17 protein-coding genes and 1 pseudogene are annotated in these 15,988 nt (G+C 49.4%); 16 read left to right on the forward strand and 2 right to left on the reverse strand.

All coding sequences use genetic code 11. The annotated features are described in order from the left end of the window. Positions 1–289 precede the first annotated feature (289 nt). The 15 genes and pseudogenes from L3J94_08175 (at position 290) to L3J94_08245 (ending at position 12,574) form a co-directional block, all read left to right on the forward strand. Positions 290–1,702 carry a form I ribulose bisphosphate carboxylase large subunit gene (locus tag L3J94_08175; GenBank protein ID MCF6218717.1) on the forward strand — a complete coding sequence of 471 codons (1,413 nt, stop codon included), beginning with the start codon at positions 290–292 and terminating at the stop codon, positions 1,700–1,702. Positions 1,703–1,735: 33 nt separating this feature from the next. Beyond that, positions 1,736–2,083 (forward strand): ribulose bisphosphate carboxylase small subunit, encoded by a 348-nt coding sequence (locus tag L3J94_08180; GenBank protein MCF6218718.1) that lies wholly within the window; start codon positions 1,736–1,738, stop codon positions 2,081–2,083. Positions 2,084–2,170: 87 nt separating this feature from the next. Beyond that, positions 2,171–4,105, forward strand: coding sequence for a carboxysome shell protein (locus L3J94_08185; protein ID MCF6218719.1), 1,935 nt, complete (start codon positions 2,171–2,173; stop codon positions 4,103–4,105). A gap of 140 nt (positions 4,106–4,245) precedes the next feature. Beyond that, complete coding sequence (locus tag L3J94_08190; GenBank protein MCF6218720.1) at positions 4,246–5,718, forward strand: carboxysome shell carbonic anhydrase; 1,473 nt, start codon at positions 4,246–4,248, stop codon at positions 5,716–5,718. Next, entirely contained in the window at positions 5,718–5,969 is a 252-nt protein-coding gene (locus L3J94_08195) for a carboxysome peptide A (protein ID MCF6218721.1), read from the forward strand. The genes L3J94_08190 and L3J94_08195 overlap by 1 nt, the downstream gene beginning before the upstream one ends. Continuing rightward, positions 5,969–6,259 carry a carboxysome peptide B gene (locus L3J94_08200; protein ID MCF6218722.1) on the forward strand — a complete coding sequence of 97 codons (291 nt, stop codon included), beginning with the start codon at positions 5,969–5,971 and terminating at the stop codon, positions 6,257–6,259. The genes L3J94_08195 and L3J94_08200 overlap by 1 nt, the downstream gene beginning before the upstream one ends. Positions 6,260–6,313: 54 nt before the next feature. Further along, on the forward strand, positions 6,314–6,616 hold the full coding sequence (locus tag L3J94_08205) for a BMC domain-containing protein (GenBank protein ID MCF6218723.1): 303 nt from the start codon (positions 6,314–6,316) through the stop codon (positions 6,614–6,616). Positions 6,617–6,659: 43 nt separating this feature from the next. Further along, positions 6,660–6,953: a BMC domain-containing protein gene (locus L3J94_08210; GenBank protein ID MCF6218724.1), complete on the forward strand. Its 294-nt coding sequence runs from the start codon at positions 6,660–6,662 to the stop codon at positions 6,951–6,953. A gap of 103 nt (positions 6,954–7,056) precedes the next feature. Further along, the gene (locus L3J94_08215; GenBank protein ID MCF6218725.1) at positions 7,057–7,500 is read left to right on the forward strand and encodes a bacterioferritin; all 444 of its coding nucleotides are present in this window, start codon (positions 7,057–7,059) and stop codon (positions 7,498–7,500) included. Positions 7,501–7,535: 35 nt separating this feature from the next. Next, positions 7,536–7,811, forward strand: coding sequence for a 4a-hydroxytetrahydrobiopterin dehydratase (locus L3J94_08220; protein MCF6218726.1), 276 nt, complete (start codon positions 7,536–7,538; stop codon positions 7,809–7,811). 445 nt (positions 7,812–8,256) lie between these two features. Further along, positions 8,257–9,297, forward strand: coding sequence for a sodium-dependent bicarbonate transport family permease (locus L3J94_08225; GenBank protein ID MCF6218727.1), 1,041 nt, complete (start codon positions 8,257–8,259; stop codon positions 9,295–9,297). Positions 9,298–9,334: 37 nt separating this feature from the next. Further along, positions 9,335–9,649, forward strand: a complete 315-nt coding sequence (locus tag L3J94_08230; protein MCF6218728.1) for a DUF190 domain-containing protein — start codon at positions 9,335–9,337, stop codon at positions 9,647–9,649. Positions 9,650–9,689: 40 nt separating this feature from the next. Then, positions 9,690–10,724, forward strand: a complete 1,035-nt coding sequence (locus L3J94_08235; GenBank protein ID MCF6218729.1) for a LysR family transcriptional regulator — start codon at positions 9,690–9,692, stop codon at positions 10,722–10,724. A gap of 32 nt (positions 10,725–10,756) precedes the next feature. Further along, entirely contained in the window at positions 10,757–11,398 is a 642-nt protein-coding gene (locus L3J94_08240; protein MCF6218730.1) for a BMC domain-containing protein, read from the forward strand. A gap of 82 nt (positions 11,399–11,480) precedes the next feature. Then, a pseudogene (locus L3J94_08245) lies at positions 11,481–12,574 on the forward strand (hypothetical protein). A gap of 115 nt (positions 12,575–12,689) precedes the next feature. Here L3J94_08245 and L3J94_08250 read toward each other — a convergent pair. Continuing rightward, entirely contained in the window at positions 12,690–14,048 is a 1,359-nt protein-coding gene (locus L3J94_08250) for an IS1182 family transposase (protein MCF6218731.1), read from the reverse strand. 80 nt (positions 14,049–14,128) lie between these two features. On the opposite strand from L3J94_08250, the gene L3J94_08255 reads away from it, so the two are divergent. Further along, positions 14,129–15,337: a hypothetical protein gene (locus L3J94_08255; protein ID MCF6218732.1), complete on the forward strand. Its 1,209-nt coding sequence runs from the start codon at positions 14,129–14,131 to the stop codon at positions 15,335–15,337. Between the two features lie 30 nt (positions 15,338–15,367). On the opposite strand, the gene L3J94_08260 is transcribed toward L3J94_08255, so the two are convergent. Continuing rightward, positions 15,368–15,919 (reverse strand): NUDIX hydrolase, encoded by a 552-nt coding sequence (locus tag L3J94_08260; GenBank protein ID MCF6218733.1) that lies wholly within the window; start codon positions 15,917–15,919, stop codon positions 15,368–15,370. Positions 15,920–15,988: the final 69 nt, after the last annotated feature.

Raw genomic sequence — 15,988 nt, forward strand, 5'->3', positions numbered from 1 at the left:
AAGAACAACGAGGGCGTTATTCTGCTTCTTTAGCTTGAGGGTGGGTGATAATCCACCACCCTCAGGCCAATAAGTGATCACTTTTTGGGGGGGTGATTTGCGGTATTCTTACTTGCAGGATTTAGGTAAGAAGTAAAAAGGTTTGCAAAATAGTGAAGGGATCCTCTGTTTTCTATCCATTGGTGATCGTAGATGAAAAGTATTGAAACTATCGATTGGCATTAGGGTTGAATCGTATATACTCTTGGCTTCGACGAATTCAATCAACCACAGCAGGAGTGAGCTGACTATGGCAAAGAAATATGATGCCGGTGTAAAAGAGTACCGCGATGTGTACTGGGCTGCGGATTATGTTCCGCTTGATACTGATCTTTTGGCATGCTTCAAAGTTACACCCCAAGACGGTGTTCCTAATGAAGAGGCTGCTGCTGCTGTTGCGGCTGAGTCGTCAACAGGTACCTGGAGTACTGTATGGTCAGAGCTGTTGACTGACATGGAGTTCTATAAAGGTCGTGCGTATCGCATTGAAGATGTTCCTGGTGACAAAGAGGCTTTCTACGCGTTCATCGCATATCCTCTCGATCTGTTCGAAGAGGGTTCAGTTGTAAACGTATTGACTTCATTAGTAGGTAACGTATTCGGCTTTAAAGCGATTAAGTTTCTGCGTCTGGAAGATATTCGTTTCCCAATCGCATTTGTTAAGACTTGCCTTGGCCCACCAAGCGGCATCCAGGTGGAGCGTGACAAGTTGAATAAATACGGCCGTCCAATGCTGGGTTGTACTATCAAACCTAAGCTGGGTCTTTCTGCTAAAAACTACGGTCGTGCTGTTTATGAGTGCCTGCGTGGTGGTCTTGATCTGACTAAAGATGATGAGAACGTTAACTCTCAGCCATTCATGCGCTGGCAGAATCGTTTCGAATTCGTTGCGATGGCAGTAGAGAAAGCACAGGCAGAGACCGGTGAAGTTAAGGGTCATTATCTGAATGTTACCGCTAATACACCTGAAGAGATGTATGAGCGTGCTGATTTCGCTAAAGATCTAGGTCAACCCGTTATCATGCATGACTTCCTGACCGGTGGTTTCACTGCTAATGGTGGTTTGGCTGCATGGTGTCGCAAGCACGGTATTCTGCTGCACATTCATCGTGCAATGCATGCGGTAATCGATCGTAATCCTAAGCACGGTATCCACTTCCGCGTTTTGGCTAAATGTCTGCGTCTGTCAGGTGGTGATCATCTGCATACCGGTACGGTTGTTGGTAAGTTGGAAGGTGATCGTGCTTCGACGCTTGGTTATGTTGATCTGTTGCGTGAGTCATTTGTTCCTGAAGATCGTCGTCGTGGTATTTTCTTCGACCAGGACTGGGGCTCAATGCCAGGCGTATTCGCAGTAGCTTCTGGTGGTATCCATGTATGGCACATGCCTGCACTGCTTAACATCTTTGGTGATGACTCTATCCTTCAGTTTGGTGGTGGTACTCAGGGTCACCCATGGGGTAACGCTGCAGGCGCGGCCGCTAACCGTGTTGCTTTGGAAGCGTGTGTTAAAGCGCGTAACGAAGGTCGCGAGTTGGAGAAAGAGTCAAGAGACATCATGGAGGGCGCAGCTCGTAACAGCCCAGAGCTTGCAGTTGCGATGGAGACTTGGAAAGAGATCAAGTTTGAGTTCGAAACTATGGACAAGCTGGACCTTAACTGAGTTTGTCACGTCATCAAAGATTAGGAGAAAGTAATGATTTCAAATAACACTATGGGTGATTATCGTACTACCCAGACTCTGGAAACTTTTTCTTTCCTGCCACCGCTGACGCAGCAGGAAGTTCATGACCAGATTGCTTATATGATCGCTGAAGGTTTGACCCCTGCGATTGAGCACGAGGATCCATCAAAAGCGACTAGCTACTACTGGACCATGTGGAAACTACCGTTCTTCGGTGAAAAAGATTTGAATGCGGTAGTTGCCGAGCTTGAATCTTGTCATCGTACATACCCTGATCACCATGTACGTCTGATCGGTTATGACAGCTACACCCAAAGTCAGGGTGTCTGCTTTGTCGTATACCGTGGTAAGACGTGGTAAGGCGTGGTTGATGGATTGGCAGTAGTGCTAACGTGTTAGTTAGTTGCTGCCAATCAGGGTTTGTCAGTAAAAGATGGGGTAATAGTAATGGCCATTAAAGATTTATCAGGACGTAATGCCGCCAAAGCCCGTCGCGATGCGCAACTTAACGGCACAGCGACACTGCCGGCTAAGGCCAGCTCGAGCACTGCTCCACGGGTTCGCCCAAAGAGAAGTGTAAGTGCTGATAGCCAGCCTTCGGTCACTGTGACAGCCAAGCCAGCTATTAGTAACGCACCTCGTGCCAAAGTGAAGACAGCGAGTGCCGGTCGTGAGGCATCACGCGCACGCCGTCACGCGATGTCTTCTCGTGGTAAAAGTGGCGTTGCCAGTAGTGATCGTCAGCGTGTTTTGGATGTTGCGCGCACTGCTCGTAATAGTGCTCAAGCTCAAGATTGCGGTTGTGGCTGCAAAGGTAAAGGCGATTGTGGTGATGCCAGTGTTGCGATTAATACGGCGTCAGCGGTATCGACAGCAAAAGCATCGGCAACACCACGCCGTAGTCGCCATGATGTCAAGGTGGTAACGCCGAGTAGCGCAGGTCGTATCAATTCAAAGATGCGCCGCGATGCGATGGCCGCACATGGTAAAACAGGTGTGGATAGCTTTCGTAAAGGTGTTAGTTCAGCGCAGATGGTGCGCAAACAAAACCCAGATATCACCGGTCGTGAGTTGGCGCGTACAGTGCGTACTCAGCGAAGCGCAAATGGTGGTAGTCAAAGTGCGGTGCGCTCAACAGGTCGCCGTCGTCCAGAACGCCCTGGGAAAGACGTGAGTGGTACTGTTGTATCGCACAGCGAAAAAACCACGGGTGATGAGACGGGGCTTTGTCGTTCAGTTACCGGTACAGATTACTTCTCAAGTGAGGTTTTTACTGAGTTTTGTCAAGACGAGGCGCCCAATGTGCCGCGTAAAGTCGAAGCCAGTGAGAATTTGAGTGGTGGTATGATTACCGCGAGTGGCAAGGTGGGTCTTAGTGAAAAGGTGACAGGTAATGACCGTGGTAGTTGTAATGCGGTGACCGGTATTGAGTATGTGGGTCGTGAGCAGTATGACAACTTTTGCAGCAGTAAGCCTGAGCCAGGCAGTGCAAAAGTGAGTTTTTCACAGACTACACGTGGTCAGATTGTATCGGGCTCTAAGCCGGCAAGATCAGAGCGGGTTAGTGGCAACGAAGCAGGTTCATGCGAAGTTGTTACCGGTACACCCTATACCGGTACTGAGCATTATCAAAAGTACTGTGATACGGGTGCTGTCAAGCAAGTTGAGCTGCGCACTGTGCCTCCTGCGGCGGCTAATGCCGGGCGTGATATTACCGGTGTTCAGCCTGGTATCACTAGTTTGACGGGTGCTGGCAAAGGGGTCTGTAGCGAAGTGAGTGGTACGGCATACCTTGGTGCTGAGCAGCAAGTTGCAGCTTGTGGCGTGTCACCGGCGGCAGTAAATGAACCAGACTTTCCGCAGCCATTATCTGATGCCCCTTGGGGTGCGTTCAGTGTGGTTGCTCCCGCTCAGGCGAGTCAGCCTGTTCAGGAGAGTCGACCAACAGCGAAGCCGGAGACAGTTACCGGTATGCGTTATGAGCAAGGCCGCGTGAGTGGTACTTTCTCTCTTGGTGAGGGCAAAGTTACTGGAACGGAACAGTTTCGTTTCGGTAGTCAAAAGAGTCGCAATGAGACAGTGGCTGCCAGTGCGAAGGTTGCACCGGTGGCAGATGTCGTCTCAAAAGTGACGGGTGAAGGTCTTGATGCAGGTTTGAAAATAACCGGCAATGATTGGAACCGAGGTGATCAAGTGACAGGGACGGAGGGTAGGTCTGCGGCTAAGCGCAACCCTACACGACGAGGCCCTGTTAGTGCGATGCCTTCTTCAGAGCCTAAGCGTAATGAAGATGTTGATCGTAATGATATCAATGTTACCGGCGGAAGCGGCAGCACAGAAAGTGGTGCCTTGGTAACGCTATCAGGCGGAGCCCGAGGGTAATCGTAAAGCGATCTATAGTGTCGAGTGGTGAGGTGCGGTTTGTACCTTACCCCTCAACTCTTAAATAAAATGATGTTTAACAAGAATTTTGGGTAGGCGGGTTGAGAATGTTCAACAAAAAGACAAATAGCAGGCGTCCAATGCAACGGCAACAGCCGATGCAACGGAATGCGCGGCCCTTGGGCCACGCGGCAGCCAGTGGCGGTTTGTCGAGTAATGCACCGCACCCGTTTACCCGCAGTGCTGAAAATAGCCGTCTGTTTGCATATGAACAGCAGGTGAAGCAGGCTTTTTCAGGTATTGAACCTTTTTTGCAGCGTCTTTCTGCGATGCAGCACGAGGCTGATTTTGAAGTGCGTGCTCAACAGCTTGCGAGTAGTGAGCTTGGATTTGAATTGCCGGTAACACTGCTGGTTGATAGCTGGATTAAACCACTGGATATTGGCCAGCTCTACACATGGTGCGTCTTTGAGACCTTCCGTGGCATGTCAGATGATTTTTTTGATAGCAAGCCGTTGGCCGATGGTGACGATGCAGAGTTTCAGGCATTTTTAGAACAGTGTGGTTTTCACACTCTAGATGTTTCACCCTGTGCTGATGGTCGTTTGGCCCACGTTATTCGCTATGTGTTGCGCTTGCCATATAAAGCAGTTCGCCGTAAATCATATGCGGGTGCCATGTTTGATGTTGATGATAGCTTGCAAAAGTGGAGCGAGACGGAGATGCGTCGCTACCGTGAAGGGTATCCGAATCAGGCTGACGCACCGACACGCTATCTAAAAGTTGCCGTCTATCACCACAGTTCAAGTCAACCCGATTGTGAAGGGTGTGCAGCACATGGTAGTGATACTCAGCGAGCGGCAGATGCCGCGTTGGAGCGCCTAAAGGATTTCCGCCAAGGTGTTGAAAATAGTTTTTGCTGTGGGGCATCAATTGATTTGCTGTTGATTGGTCTGGATACGGACAATGACGTGATTCGCCTGCATCTACCCGATGCCGATGGTGAAATAGATGCTTCGGGTTATATTGATGCGGCTGAGCTGCATCAGGCAACAAAAAATTCTTCGGCGAGCAGTGCTGAGGCGGTGGTTGGCGAGTACCTGAAAAAACAGTGTAGCTCGTTGCCCAGCGATGGCATGGTGCAGTTGGCAGCACATCTACTCTGTGGCAATTTGTCGCAAATTGATTATGTACGCCAGTACCACAATGGTTGTTACCAGGATATTGGGCATCAAGAGTGTTTCATCGGTATGGGAATCGGTTTTGAAGAGGTACAGCTGCGTAACCTGACTTACTTCGCTTACCTGCAAACGGTAGAAGAAGGGGCTAAGGATATGGATGTGGGTATCAAAATCTTCACCGGGTTGAATGCCAATCGGGGTTTGCCGATTCCTGTGGTGATTCGCTATGACTATCACAGCCATGTGCCCGGCGCGAAAGCGCGGGCTGAGGCGCGTTGCCACCAGCTGGATACAGCACTACGCAGTCGTTTTAGTGAATACGTTGAACGTGGTCTGCTGCATACGTTGTTGATGGTGCGGGATTGCAGTAACGATGCTAAAGCAGAGACGGTTGGTAGCTCTCTAAAACTAAATGAACAGGTAGCTCACTAGTGAAAATTTGTAAGGTTGAAAAACCCCTGGTGGCGACAAATCGCATCCCTGGCATGGAACACAAGCATCTGCAAGTTGTGTTGGATGGAAGCACCCGTATGGTCGCTGTGGATGCGGTGGGTTGTAATCCGGGTGATTGGGTGATCTGTGTAGGCAGTTCTGCTGCTCGTGAAGCGGCTGGAAGTAAAGAGTATCCGAGTGATCTGACTATTGTTGGTATTATCGATTATTGGGGTGAGGCCGAGGACTGATGGAAATTTTGCAAGTGACGGGCTCACTGGTTTGTACTTTACGTCACCCGGGGCTTTATCAAAATAGCTTGCGGGTGTTGCGAAGCAGCAGTGGCAAGTTACAGGTTGCAGTAGATACCTGCGGTTGCCGGGATGGTAACTGGGTGTTTGTAGTGAGTGGTTCTGCCGCACGTTATGCATGTGGTGACCCGACACTGATGACTGATCTGACGATTGGTGGGATTATCGATTTTTGGGATGAAGAAACAGGACAGACGGAGCCGTCTGCCGAAGGTGGCGCTCTAAGTTAGGGCGCGAGAATTTTAAATTAACAAGTAACGATTTACCAAGACGGAGATAGAGCAATGAGCGAAAACAATTATGGTATTGCACTGGGCATGATTGAAACACGTGGTTTGGTTCCTGCTATTGAAGCAGCAGACGCAATGACTAAGGCTGCTGAAGTACGCCTGATCGGACGTGAGTTCGTTGGCGGTGGTTACGTGACTATTCTGGTTCGTGGTGAGACTGGCGCTGTTAATGCTGCTGTCCGTGCGGGTGCTGATGCCTGTGAGCGTGTAGGCGATGGCCTAGTTGCTGCTCACATCATTGCGCGTCCACACAAAGAAGTTGAGCCTGTACTGAGCATGAGCATGAACGCTAGCTAAACCCTGTAACTTTAAATTTTTTGATTAATGAAGGAGTATCACCATGGCAAATGAAACATATGGTATTGCACTGGGCATGATTGAGACCCGTGGTTTAGTTCCTGCTATCGAAGCAGCGGACGCAATGACTAAAGCGGCAGAAGTACGTCTGATCGGACGTGAGTTTGTTGGTGGCGGTTATGTGACTATCTTGGTTCGTGGCGAAACAGGTGCTGTTAATGCGGCTGTTCGTGCAGGCGCTGATGCCTGTGAGCGTGTTGGTGATGGCCTTGTGGCAGCACACATCATTGCACGTCCGCACAAAGAAGTTGAGCCGGTACTTGGTAGCAACAAGTAAAAAGGCAATACGACGATGAGTCAGGGTATGACTGGAAGTTCTCCCTCTTTTTTACTCCAGTCACACCCGACTCAAAATCGCTTATAGAGAGGTGTCTAACATTATGACACAGGATCCAGTCGTTCTCGGATATCTGGGACGCGGACTAAGCTTTGAGTTGTCTGCGGTACAGCAGTATATGTCGCTGGCAAAGCTATTAGAGCTACGTGGTATGCCTCAGGCCGGGAAGAAGTTCCGACATGAAGCAATGACTGAAATGGAGCATGTAGAGCGCCTGATTGGTCGAATGCTGGCTTTGGGGGTTTCGCCCAACACCAGTTGTCTAAAACGCCCGCGCCTTAACGGTGCGCTACCAGAGCTGATTAAACATATCGGTGACCTGGAGGGTGAGATTATCAATTTTTATGAACAGGCCGTGCTCTATTGCAGCCAACGCCAGGATCATGAAAACCGAATTTTTTTTGCAGCGTTGCTCAAAGATGAGCAGCAACATGCTACTGAGCTTAATAGCTGGTGGCAGAGCATCATGGAAGAGAAATCCATTTAGCATATAGATTAGTGAGTTGATCGAGGAGAGACACCATGGGCTTGAATTGGAGTTTGCGAAAAAACCCAGTACGCCTTGAATGCCGTGTTGAGTTTTCTGATTATGATGAGACTCGTGACTTTCTTGATCGTGCTGCGGAGTTAGCGGAAAAGCAAGGATACTATCCTGATATGAGCTTTGGCCGGACTCATGTCTCAATAACACTCAGTCCGCAGGATGACTCAGGCATTATCAGTGATGAGTTGAAAGGCTATGCCGATTTGATGGACGAGTTAGTCTCCACTGAGCAGACTGTCGACGAAACCAAGTGATTAATGGCAAAAGGATAACAAAATGACTGTTAATGAAAAAAAAGAGGGTGGCTCAAAAAGTACCACAGTAGCCGCAAAACCGGTGGCTACAAAATCCCCCACAGTTGCCAAGCCGCAGCCTAAAAAGGCAACTCCAACTACCCGTGCTAAGTCGAAACCATCAACAGCTACGGTTGCGCCCAAGAAACCCCAGGCAAAAAAGCCGACCCCCGCAGCGGCCAAAAAGTCGTCTGCCACAAGAACTGTTGCTCGCTCTAAGGTGCAGAGTTCAGAAAGCCCAGATTCAATGTCTATTTCTAGCCGAGTTTGGCCTGATTAAAATAGCTAATGTGTCGTTGCGCTGATCATTCATATGTCTGGTTTTATTTATAACGAAACCATAACTGTCCTGAGACAATGTAGGTTGTTTTGGCACCACCTAACGGTGAGTGTAAGGAGCTAAAAAATGTCGAATCTGAGCAATTTACTGTTACCCGCAGTACTGTTTTTTGCGCTTGGTGTCATCGCTAGACTAATCAAGTCAGATCTTAAATTCCCCCCTGATCTAGCAAAGGTTCTCTCTATTTACCTGTTGATGGCGATAGGTCTACACGGTGGTTACGAATTGGCCAAGGCCGATTTAGTGATAGCGATGAACTCCATTATGTGGGCGCTTATTTTGGGCTTTACCTTGCCAATAATTGGCTATCTGGCACTGGTGATGACACGTAAAGTTAATCCACTGGATGCCGCTGCCATCTCAGCTCATTACGGCTCAGTGAGTGCAGGCACCTTCCTTACCGCTATCGCCTATCTTGATAATGTCGGCGTAACCTACGAGACCTACCCTTTAATCATGCTGGCGGTAATGGAGTCGCCTGCGATTGTTGTGGGTTTGATTCTTGCCGCCAAAGCGCGCCATAGCATCGCTGCTCGTGAAAAAGCGCCCACCTCAGGTGGAGGTGCTGATCTTACAACTACTACTGTGGCCACTGACAGTCCGGGTGGAAAGTTTAGCGATTTACTCCGTGAGGCCTTCACCAATGGCAGTGTCGTGGTGCTGATAGGCTCCATGGTCATTGGTGCGATCTCTACTCCAAGTGGCATGCAGCAGCTTTTCCCTTTCATCGATGAGATCTTCATGGGTGTACTCTGCTTGTTCTTGTTTGATATGGGAATGGTCGCAGCACGTCGTATTGGCGACTTTCGTCAGGTCGGGTGGTTGTTGGCTTTGTTTGGGGTTGTCATGCCACTTTTTGGTGGTGTCATAGGTGCCTATGTTGGCCACGCCATTCTCGATTTCAGTGTGGGTGGCGCAACGTTGGTCGCGGTACTGGGTGCCAGTGCATCTTATATTGCGGTGCCACCCGCTATGCGGTTGGCAATACCAGAGGCTAACCCATCATTTTATCTCACCCTCTCACTGGGAATAACCTTCCCCTTTAATGTGATAGTGGGTATACCAATTTATCACAGCTTGGTACAGGCGATGGCAGCAGCCGGTTGAGGCTGCTTTACTCAAGAGAATAACAAGAGGCGATCTAATGATAACGTTGTACCCTGAAAAACTGTTGAGCATCATCACCAATGACTCGATGCAGGAGCGCTTGGAGTGCATGTTCAAGAAATATGGCATTTCCGGCTTTACCGTTCTGCAAGCAACTGGGGAAGGCTCCTCAGGAATGGAGTCAGCAATGTCCGGCTTCGATGGCAATATTCTGGTAAAAGTAATTGTCACTGAGAGTCAGCTGCAAGTCCTGCTCGAGAGCGTTGAGCGTAAGCTGCGAAAAGGTTACCACCTTACGGTTTTTGTCTCTGATGTTCAGGTCATGACACCTGAAAAATTTGCGCAAAATTAAAGTAGTATCAGGAGATAAAGTAGCTGGCCGGGAACAGAAGATGACTGAACAGAGTGGTTCCAGATCTAAAAATGGGTTGCCAGATTACCTGATTCGCCATACAACTTTCAGGCAGATGCAAATTTTTGAAGCGGTCGCACGCTTGGGCAGTTTTACCCGAGCGGCTGAAGAGCTGTTTTTGACACAGCCGACCGTTTCGACTCAGCTTAAAAAAATGACCGATGTGATGGGGTTGCCATTACTGGATCAATCTTCTCGCCAAATCAAGCCAACGGAGGCGGGGGAAGAGCTGTATCGTGCGGTACGGAAGATATTTGATTCCTTATCTGATCTTGATACGCGGATCGCGGCACTCAAGGGGCTACAGCATGGTCGCTTGCGCTTAGGGGTTATCACTACTGCCAAGTATTTTGCCCCAGAGATACTGGGAGATTTCTGGCGTGAGTACCCTGGTGTGGATATCTCGCTAAAAGTGACCAACCGCAACCGTATCATTGAACGCATTCAAAATAATGAGGATGATCTCTATATTTTGGGGCAACCACCGGATAAAGAGTTTAATCTTGCGGCTTATCCATTTGCACCTAACCCGATGGTCGTGATTGCGGGAAAGGAACACCCCCTCTTTCAGGCGTCTAATATCTCCATTGAGCGCTTGTCTGAAGAGCCTTTTATCTCTCGTGAAGTTGGCTCAGGTATCCGTGATACCACTATGAAACGGTTTTCTGAGCATGGGCTTGCACCCAATATTCGCATGGACTTGGGCAGTAATGAAGCGATTAAACATGCAGTCATTGGCGGTTTAGGGGTGGCTATTCTCTCCCTACACACACTGGTGCTGGATGGGGCAGATGGCCCATTAGGGGTGCTCGATGTTGAGGGTTTTCCCATCGAGAGGAAGTGGTATCTTGCACACCCGAAAGATAAAGAGCTCTCTCCCATGGCAAAGACTTTTCTCGACTTTGCCAGAGCGAGTGAACCCGTTATCAGCGAGCGCATGCGGAGCTTGTATGCGCAGTTTTCTGCTCGCCACAAGAGCATGGCGATTCTAAATAATAGAGCTAAGCAGAAATAATATTTTAAATTTCGAGGCGATAGAAGCGCAATATGATCAAGTTACGAACCTACATATTTATTGATTCGCTACAGCCTCAGCTAGCCGTCTATCTTGGCACTGTTTCCCAAGGCTTCTTGCCAGTACCCGGTGATGCCTGTCTGTGGCTTGAGGTTGCGCCCGGTATGGCCGTGCATAGACTCACCGATGTGGCGCTTAAATCTACCCGTGTCCATTTAGGCCAGCAGGTTGTTGAGCGTGCTTTCGGTTCGATGATTTTTCACCATCGTGACCAGAGTGATGTTATCGAGGCGGGCAGTGCGGTTTTAAACCTGCTTAAAACCACCGAAGATCAACGTCAAAAATGTCGTGTTGCCTGGAGTGAGGTAGTACGTTCGATTACACCTGATCACGCGGTTCTGATTAATCGTCAAGATCGTAAAGGGTCGATGATTTTGCCGGGTCAAAGTTTGTTTATTTTAGAAACCGAACCGGCTGGGTATATTGTTTATGCAGCTAATGAGGCAGAGAAAGCTGCAAATATTACACTGGTTGATTGTCGCGCAGTGGGCGCTTTTGGTCGACTTACTCTTGCGGGAAAAGAGGCTGATATTGATGCGGCGGCCCACGCTGCAGTGGCTGCTGTACAACGTCTCTCCGGTGTTGTAGCCCACGCGCAAGTTCACCATCACTAATTTGACCTAGATCAAGGTTGCTTTAGGCCACTGTGGTTGACTGTTCTACCTCTCTATAAAAATCTGTAGGGCGTACGTGCATATGAATAAAGCACCACAGAATGGACTAAAAGGCCTCAAGCATTGGCGTTACGACCTGCTGGCAGGTCTACAAGTTGCGCTGGTCTCACTGCCTCTCTCGCTGGGTATCGCTATCGCTTCGGGTGCCCCCCCGGTCACCGGTCTTATCTCCGCTATTATCGCCGGCTTTATTTTTCCTTTTTTAGGGGGCGCTTATGTCACCATTAGCGGTCCTGCGGCCGGGCTGGCTCCCGCGCTATTAGCCGGTATGCTGCTGCTGGGTGGTGGTGATCTGGCGGTGGGTTATCCGCTGTTGTTGGTGGCTATCTGCCTGACCGGTCTGTTGCAAATTATATTGGCTTTTTTAAGACAGGCCGCTACGCAATTTTCCTTCCTGTTACCGTGGTTGAGGCGATGCTCGCAGCCATTGGTCTGATGATTATTATCAAACAGATACCCTCTTTGATGGGCGCCGTTTCGCCCGCATCACAAAGCATGTTGGAGACAATCAGTAAACTACCTTTGGCGCTTCCTCAGCTGGAGTGGAGTATCTTCTTTATTGGTGCTCTGAGCCTATTCTTGATGTTTTATCTGAATGCCTCGCGTCACGACTGGATGCGTAAAATCCCACCGCCGTTATTTGTTGCCTGTCTTGGTATCGGCTTGGGTTATCTTTTCAATCTTGATGGTCGATTTTTGATTACTATGCCGGAAAATCTACTGGAAGGTGGGATTACATTCCCCGCTTTTGACGAGGTATTGAACCGCCCTGAGTTGTGGTGGAGTGTATTACTGGTGGTAATTACGCTGACGCTGATTGATGGCGTTGAATCACTGGCAACTATCAAGGCGGTAGATAAAATTGACCCTTTTCAGCGTAAGTCAGATGCCAATATTACCTTGCGCACCATGGGCATCTCCAATTCACTCTCCAGCATTTTTGGTGGCTTAACGATCATCCCAGGTGGTGTCAAAAGCCGCGTTAATATCGATGCTGGCGGGCGTACATTGTGGGCAAATTTTTATAACGCCATTTTTCTGCTTATTTTCCTGTTTGTGGCTATCGATGTGATTGCTAGCAGCCTGTCGGGCTTGCGCCTGACAGGCACCTTTTAAAATGATTGTGCGCGCCAGCATGTTTTTTGGCCGTTGACGACCTCCAGAATGGCCTGTTCGGATTCATGCAGGCCGTCTTTCGGCCCTTGTGTACCGATTAAAGGGCAAATGACCCTCACAGTGCCATTCTCAGCACATTCATGCGCTTCACATTCCACGCTAGGGTCGCTAACGTCCATTCGCCCGTCACCTTGTCCAGACCTCGCATCGAGAACTGCCGCAACCCCATCACCTGTTTGATGATGCCGAACACCGGTTCCACTGTTTGCTTTCTCAATGCGTACAGGGCTCGCCCTGATTCGGTTTTCAGTTGATGCTTCATCAGCGCCACCGGATCTTCCGTTTTTGGCGTTGGGTCGTCAGGGGCAAATCGGTCAAACACAGATAGATTGTGATGGTCTCGTGCCACGGCCAGTGAGGGCTGGATGTTGTCCCCTAAACACGCCTTTACATTCGCCTCGCTAAAATACCCTGTATCAGCCAGCAGGTCAGTTACCGTGCCCAACGCTTCGGGCAGAGAACATAGCTTGGTCAGGGCGGGTGCTATCTGTTGTTTGTCATTTGTCGCCTGCGTCATGTGTGAACTGACAACAAGCATCGTATCGACGTCCACACTGGCCTGTGCGTTGTAGCACTGTTCGAAGCCGCCACCGGACACCGGCATAATGCGTGATTCTTCATCGGTTAAATTTACCTGGTCTTTATCCCGAGGGCCGGGAAGCGGTGGCTTAGGCTCCCGACCCCGGGGTTTTTTTCCTGTGTCCCTCTGAGCCTGCCGTTTGGCTTGTTTTTCCTGATATTCGGCCTGTTCACGTTCAAAACGTTCTTGCGCCCGCGCCTCTATCTTCCTTTTCGCCTCAGCCAAGACTTTGAGCCGTGTTTCGCGCCGGGAAATCTCCGCGGGAACGTCCATGCCATCCGCCACAGGCGTTTGATCTGCCGCTTCCGCCTGTGCAGTGAGAGCGCTAACTTCTGCTTTGAGTTGCGCTTCGATTTTTTTCGCGTGCGCGTAGGAAAGCGCCTTATGTTTGCTGGCGTTCGCTTTTACTTTGGTGCCATCCAGAGCGATCCGCCCCAGCTTCATGAGCTTCATCTCACGCGCCAACAGCAGGACCTGAACAAACAAAGCTTCAAGCTGGGGTAAAAACCGGCGGCGAAACGTGGCTATCGTGTCGTGATCCGGGTGCGTATTAGCCGCCAGATAGCGAAATGCAATCGAGTCGTGGGTGGCGCGCTCAATCTTGCGGCTGGAGAAAACGCCGGTGGCGTAACCGTAGATCAGCAAACTGAGCAGTACGCCTGGATGATGGGCCGGTGAGCCTCGTCCCGCATACTGCCGAGTAAGTTCAGACAGGTCGAGTTGGTCAACCACTTCGACGACAAAGCGTGCCATGTGATCTTCAGGAAGCCAATCCTGCATAGAGGGAGGAAACAAATAGTCTGTCTCTCGATCAGCAGTTATAAAATTCCCCATCACTTTGCTCCTATCTCTCCCAGCGTGGCCATCATTATCTCACTTCGATACAATTAGGTTAAGTCCGACAGGCTGCTAGGGTGCCTCTGGCTGCAATCGCTGCAATTCTGATCTATGTTGGTTGGAAATTATGTGAATACAAAGTATTCACCAAAACCTATGCTATTGGCCGTGATCAGATTGTAATTTTCGTTATCACGGTGCTCGCTATTTTAGCGACAGATCTGCTGTCTGGAATTTTAATGGGTGTTGCGGCTGAGGTGTTGATGCTGCTCTATCTGCTGACACCATCCTTTCGTGCCGTATTGACAGGGCGACTAGGGCTGGGGCAATCTTTCTCATTGGTGTGGGGCAATCTTCGAGGACTGTTTTGTGACCCAGTAATTTCCGTTGTCCAGAAAGAGCGTGATGGCGAGCAACACTATGAGGTGACATTATCATCCGTTGTCTGCTTCAATCTGATACACCTTGATAAGCTGCTTGCCAACCTCCCTCGGCAGGCGGGTGTGACGCTGATTATTACTGAGTCTGGTCGTATTATAGATCATACGGGTATGGAGTATCTTCATCAGTTCCAGGGTGAGTGTATGCGCGATAAGCGATATTTTGAGCTGTTGGGGCTGGAAAACTTTTTCCAATTCACCACTCACTCACTTTCAGCCCGTATGCAGGATTCAATACTGCTCAAGGAGGAGAGGAAACGCTCAGAACGTGAAATTCAGATGGAAAAGTTTGCACAACAGTGGGGGCTTAAGCTAGAGCTGGGTACGGTCACAATTCATAATGAGTACGACTTTATCTATCTGCGTCGGGGTTCAGACAAACAGGAGAGTAATGTGATGTCAGGTAGTGTCCACGGTTATGATGTTCGATTGGCCGACTACAGTCATACGGCCGCACCAGACTACTATTCAAAACATTGGCACACCACGATCACTTCACAGTGCCCTGTTTCAGGTGTTGCTGATTTTGTTATTACCCCTGGCCACTATCTGCGACGTTATCTGGCTGATTATCGTGAAATAGAGTTGGCAGGGGAGAGTGCTCTTCCTGCTAACTATCGACTTTACGCTAAAGAAGGAGACGACCCCTCACCCTGTATCTCTTCTGGATTACTCGCTTTTTTACAAAGTAATGAGGGGTTCTATCTGGAGGTTAGAAAGGGCAAGATACTGGCTTTCAATCGAAATAAAGAGCGGCTCAATGCAGCGGAAATGGAGCAGCTGTTTGCGCTGGTAGAGGCGTTAAACGGGGCCTGTGGCGAGGCGTTGAGTCAAGGCGAAGAGTAAGCGGAAGCGATAACCTGTCCGCTCACTCGATTATGCTTGCATGCGCCGAATTTTCTGTACCATGCGATGGAGTGAGCGCGCATGGTTAAAGTGAGAAACCCGGTCGAGTGGTATCCAGCCAATCTGATGGGACTCATCGTTACCCGGAATGGGTATTGAATCATCAATCTCCAGCAAAAAACGGATATCAAAGTGTTGGTGGCGCTCATCATGTGCATTGGGGTGAATGGTATGCACATCCACATCAAAAATATCATCACTCACCAGTCGTATATTCTCCATATCAACACCGGACTCCTCCGATGTCTCCTTCAATGCCACGCGAATAATATCGTGATCCCCATCGGCATGCCCACCGGGTTGAAACCATCGATCGAGTTTACGGTGGTGCAGCATGAGAGCGTGGGTTCGTGAAGGGTTAACCACCCAAGCTGAACCCGTCACGTGGCCTGCACTTAGGCTGCGGTCAAAACAGTTCTGATGTTGTGCGACAAAACGACGGGAACGTGCCACCATGGCAGCCTCTTCCATAAAGGGTGTTTTGTAGTCAGTGAGTAGCTGCAGAAGTTGTTGTCTATGCATGGTAATAAATATCTACATCGATGAAAGAATTGGCCGCTAGAAGAATAACTGTTTTTTTTAATATACGCG

The organism is Gammaproteobacteria bacterium, assembly GCA_021647245.1.
Lineage (GTDB): Bacteria > Pseudomonadota > Gammaproteobacteria > RBG-16-57-12 > RBG-16-57-12 > JAFLJP01.

Excerpts from the sequence above, each read along its gene's own strand:
- L3J94_08175 (MCF6218717.1), top strand. The coding sequence starts at position 290 with ATGGCAAAGAAATATGATGCCGGTGTAAAAGAGTACCGCGATGTGTAC.
- L3J94_08180 (MCF6218718.1), top strand. The coding sequence starts at position 1,736 with ATGATTTCAAATAACACTATGGGTGATTATCGTACTACCCAGACTCTG.
- L3J94_08185 (MCF6218719.1), top strand. The coding sequence starts at position 2,171 with ATGGCCATTAAAGATTTATCAGGACGTAATGCCGCCAAAGCCCGTCGC.
- L3J94_08190 (MCF6218720.1), top strand. The coding sequence starts at position 4,246 with ATGCAACGGCAACAGCCGATGCAACGGAATGCGCGGCCCTTGGGCCAC.
- L3J94_08200 (MCF6218722.1), top strand. The coding sequence starts at position 5,969 with ATGGAAATTTTGCAAGTGACGGGCTCACTGGTTTGTACTTTACGTCAC.
- L3J94_08205 (MCF6218723.1), top strand. The coding sequence starts at position 6,314 with ATGAGCGAAAACAATTATGGTATTGCACTGGGCATGATTGAAACACGT.
- L3J94_08210 (MCF6218724.1), top strand. The coding sequence starts at position 6,660 with ATGGCAAATGAAACATATGGTATTGCACTGGGCATGATTGAGACCCGT.
- L3J94_08215 (MCF6218725.1), top strand. The coding sequence starts at position 7,057 with ATGACACAGGATCCAGTCGTTCTCGGATATCTGGGACGCGGACTAAGC.
- L3J94_08220 (MCF6218726.1), top strand. The coding sequence starts at position 7,536 with ATGGGCTTGAATTGGAGTTTGCGAAAAAACCCAGTACGCCTTGAATGC.
- L3J94_08225 (MCF6218727.1), top strand. The coding sequence starts at position 8,257 with ATGTCGAATCTGAGCAATTTACTGTTACCCGCAGTACTGTTTTTTGCG.
- L3J94_08230 (MCF6218728.1), top strand. The coding sequence starts at position 9,335 with ATGATAACGTTGTACCCTGAAAAACTGTTGAGCATCATCACCAATGAC.
- L3J94_08235 (MCF6218729.1), top strand. The coding sequence starts at position 9,690 with ATGACTGAACAGAGTGGTTCCAGATCTAAAAATGGGTTGCCAGATTAC.
- L3J94_08240 (MCF6218730.1), top strand. The coding sequence starts at position 10,757 with ATGATCAAGTTACGAACCTACATATTTATTGATTCGCTACAGCCTCAG.
- L3J94_08250 (MCF6218731.1), bottom strand. The coding sequence starts at position 14,048 with ATGGGGAATTTTATAACTGCTGATCGAGAGACAGACTATTTGTTTCCT.
- L3J94_08260 (MCF6218733.1), bottom strand. The coding sequence starts at position 15,919 with ATGCATAGACAACAACTTCTGCAGCTACTCACTGACTACAAAACACCC.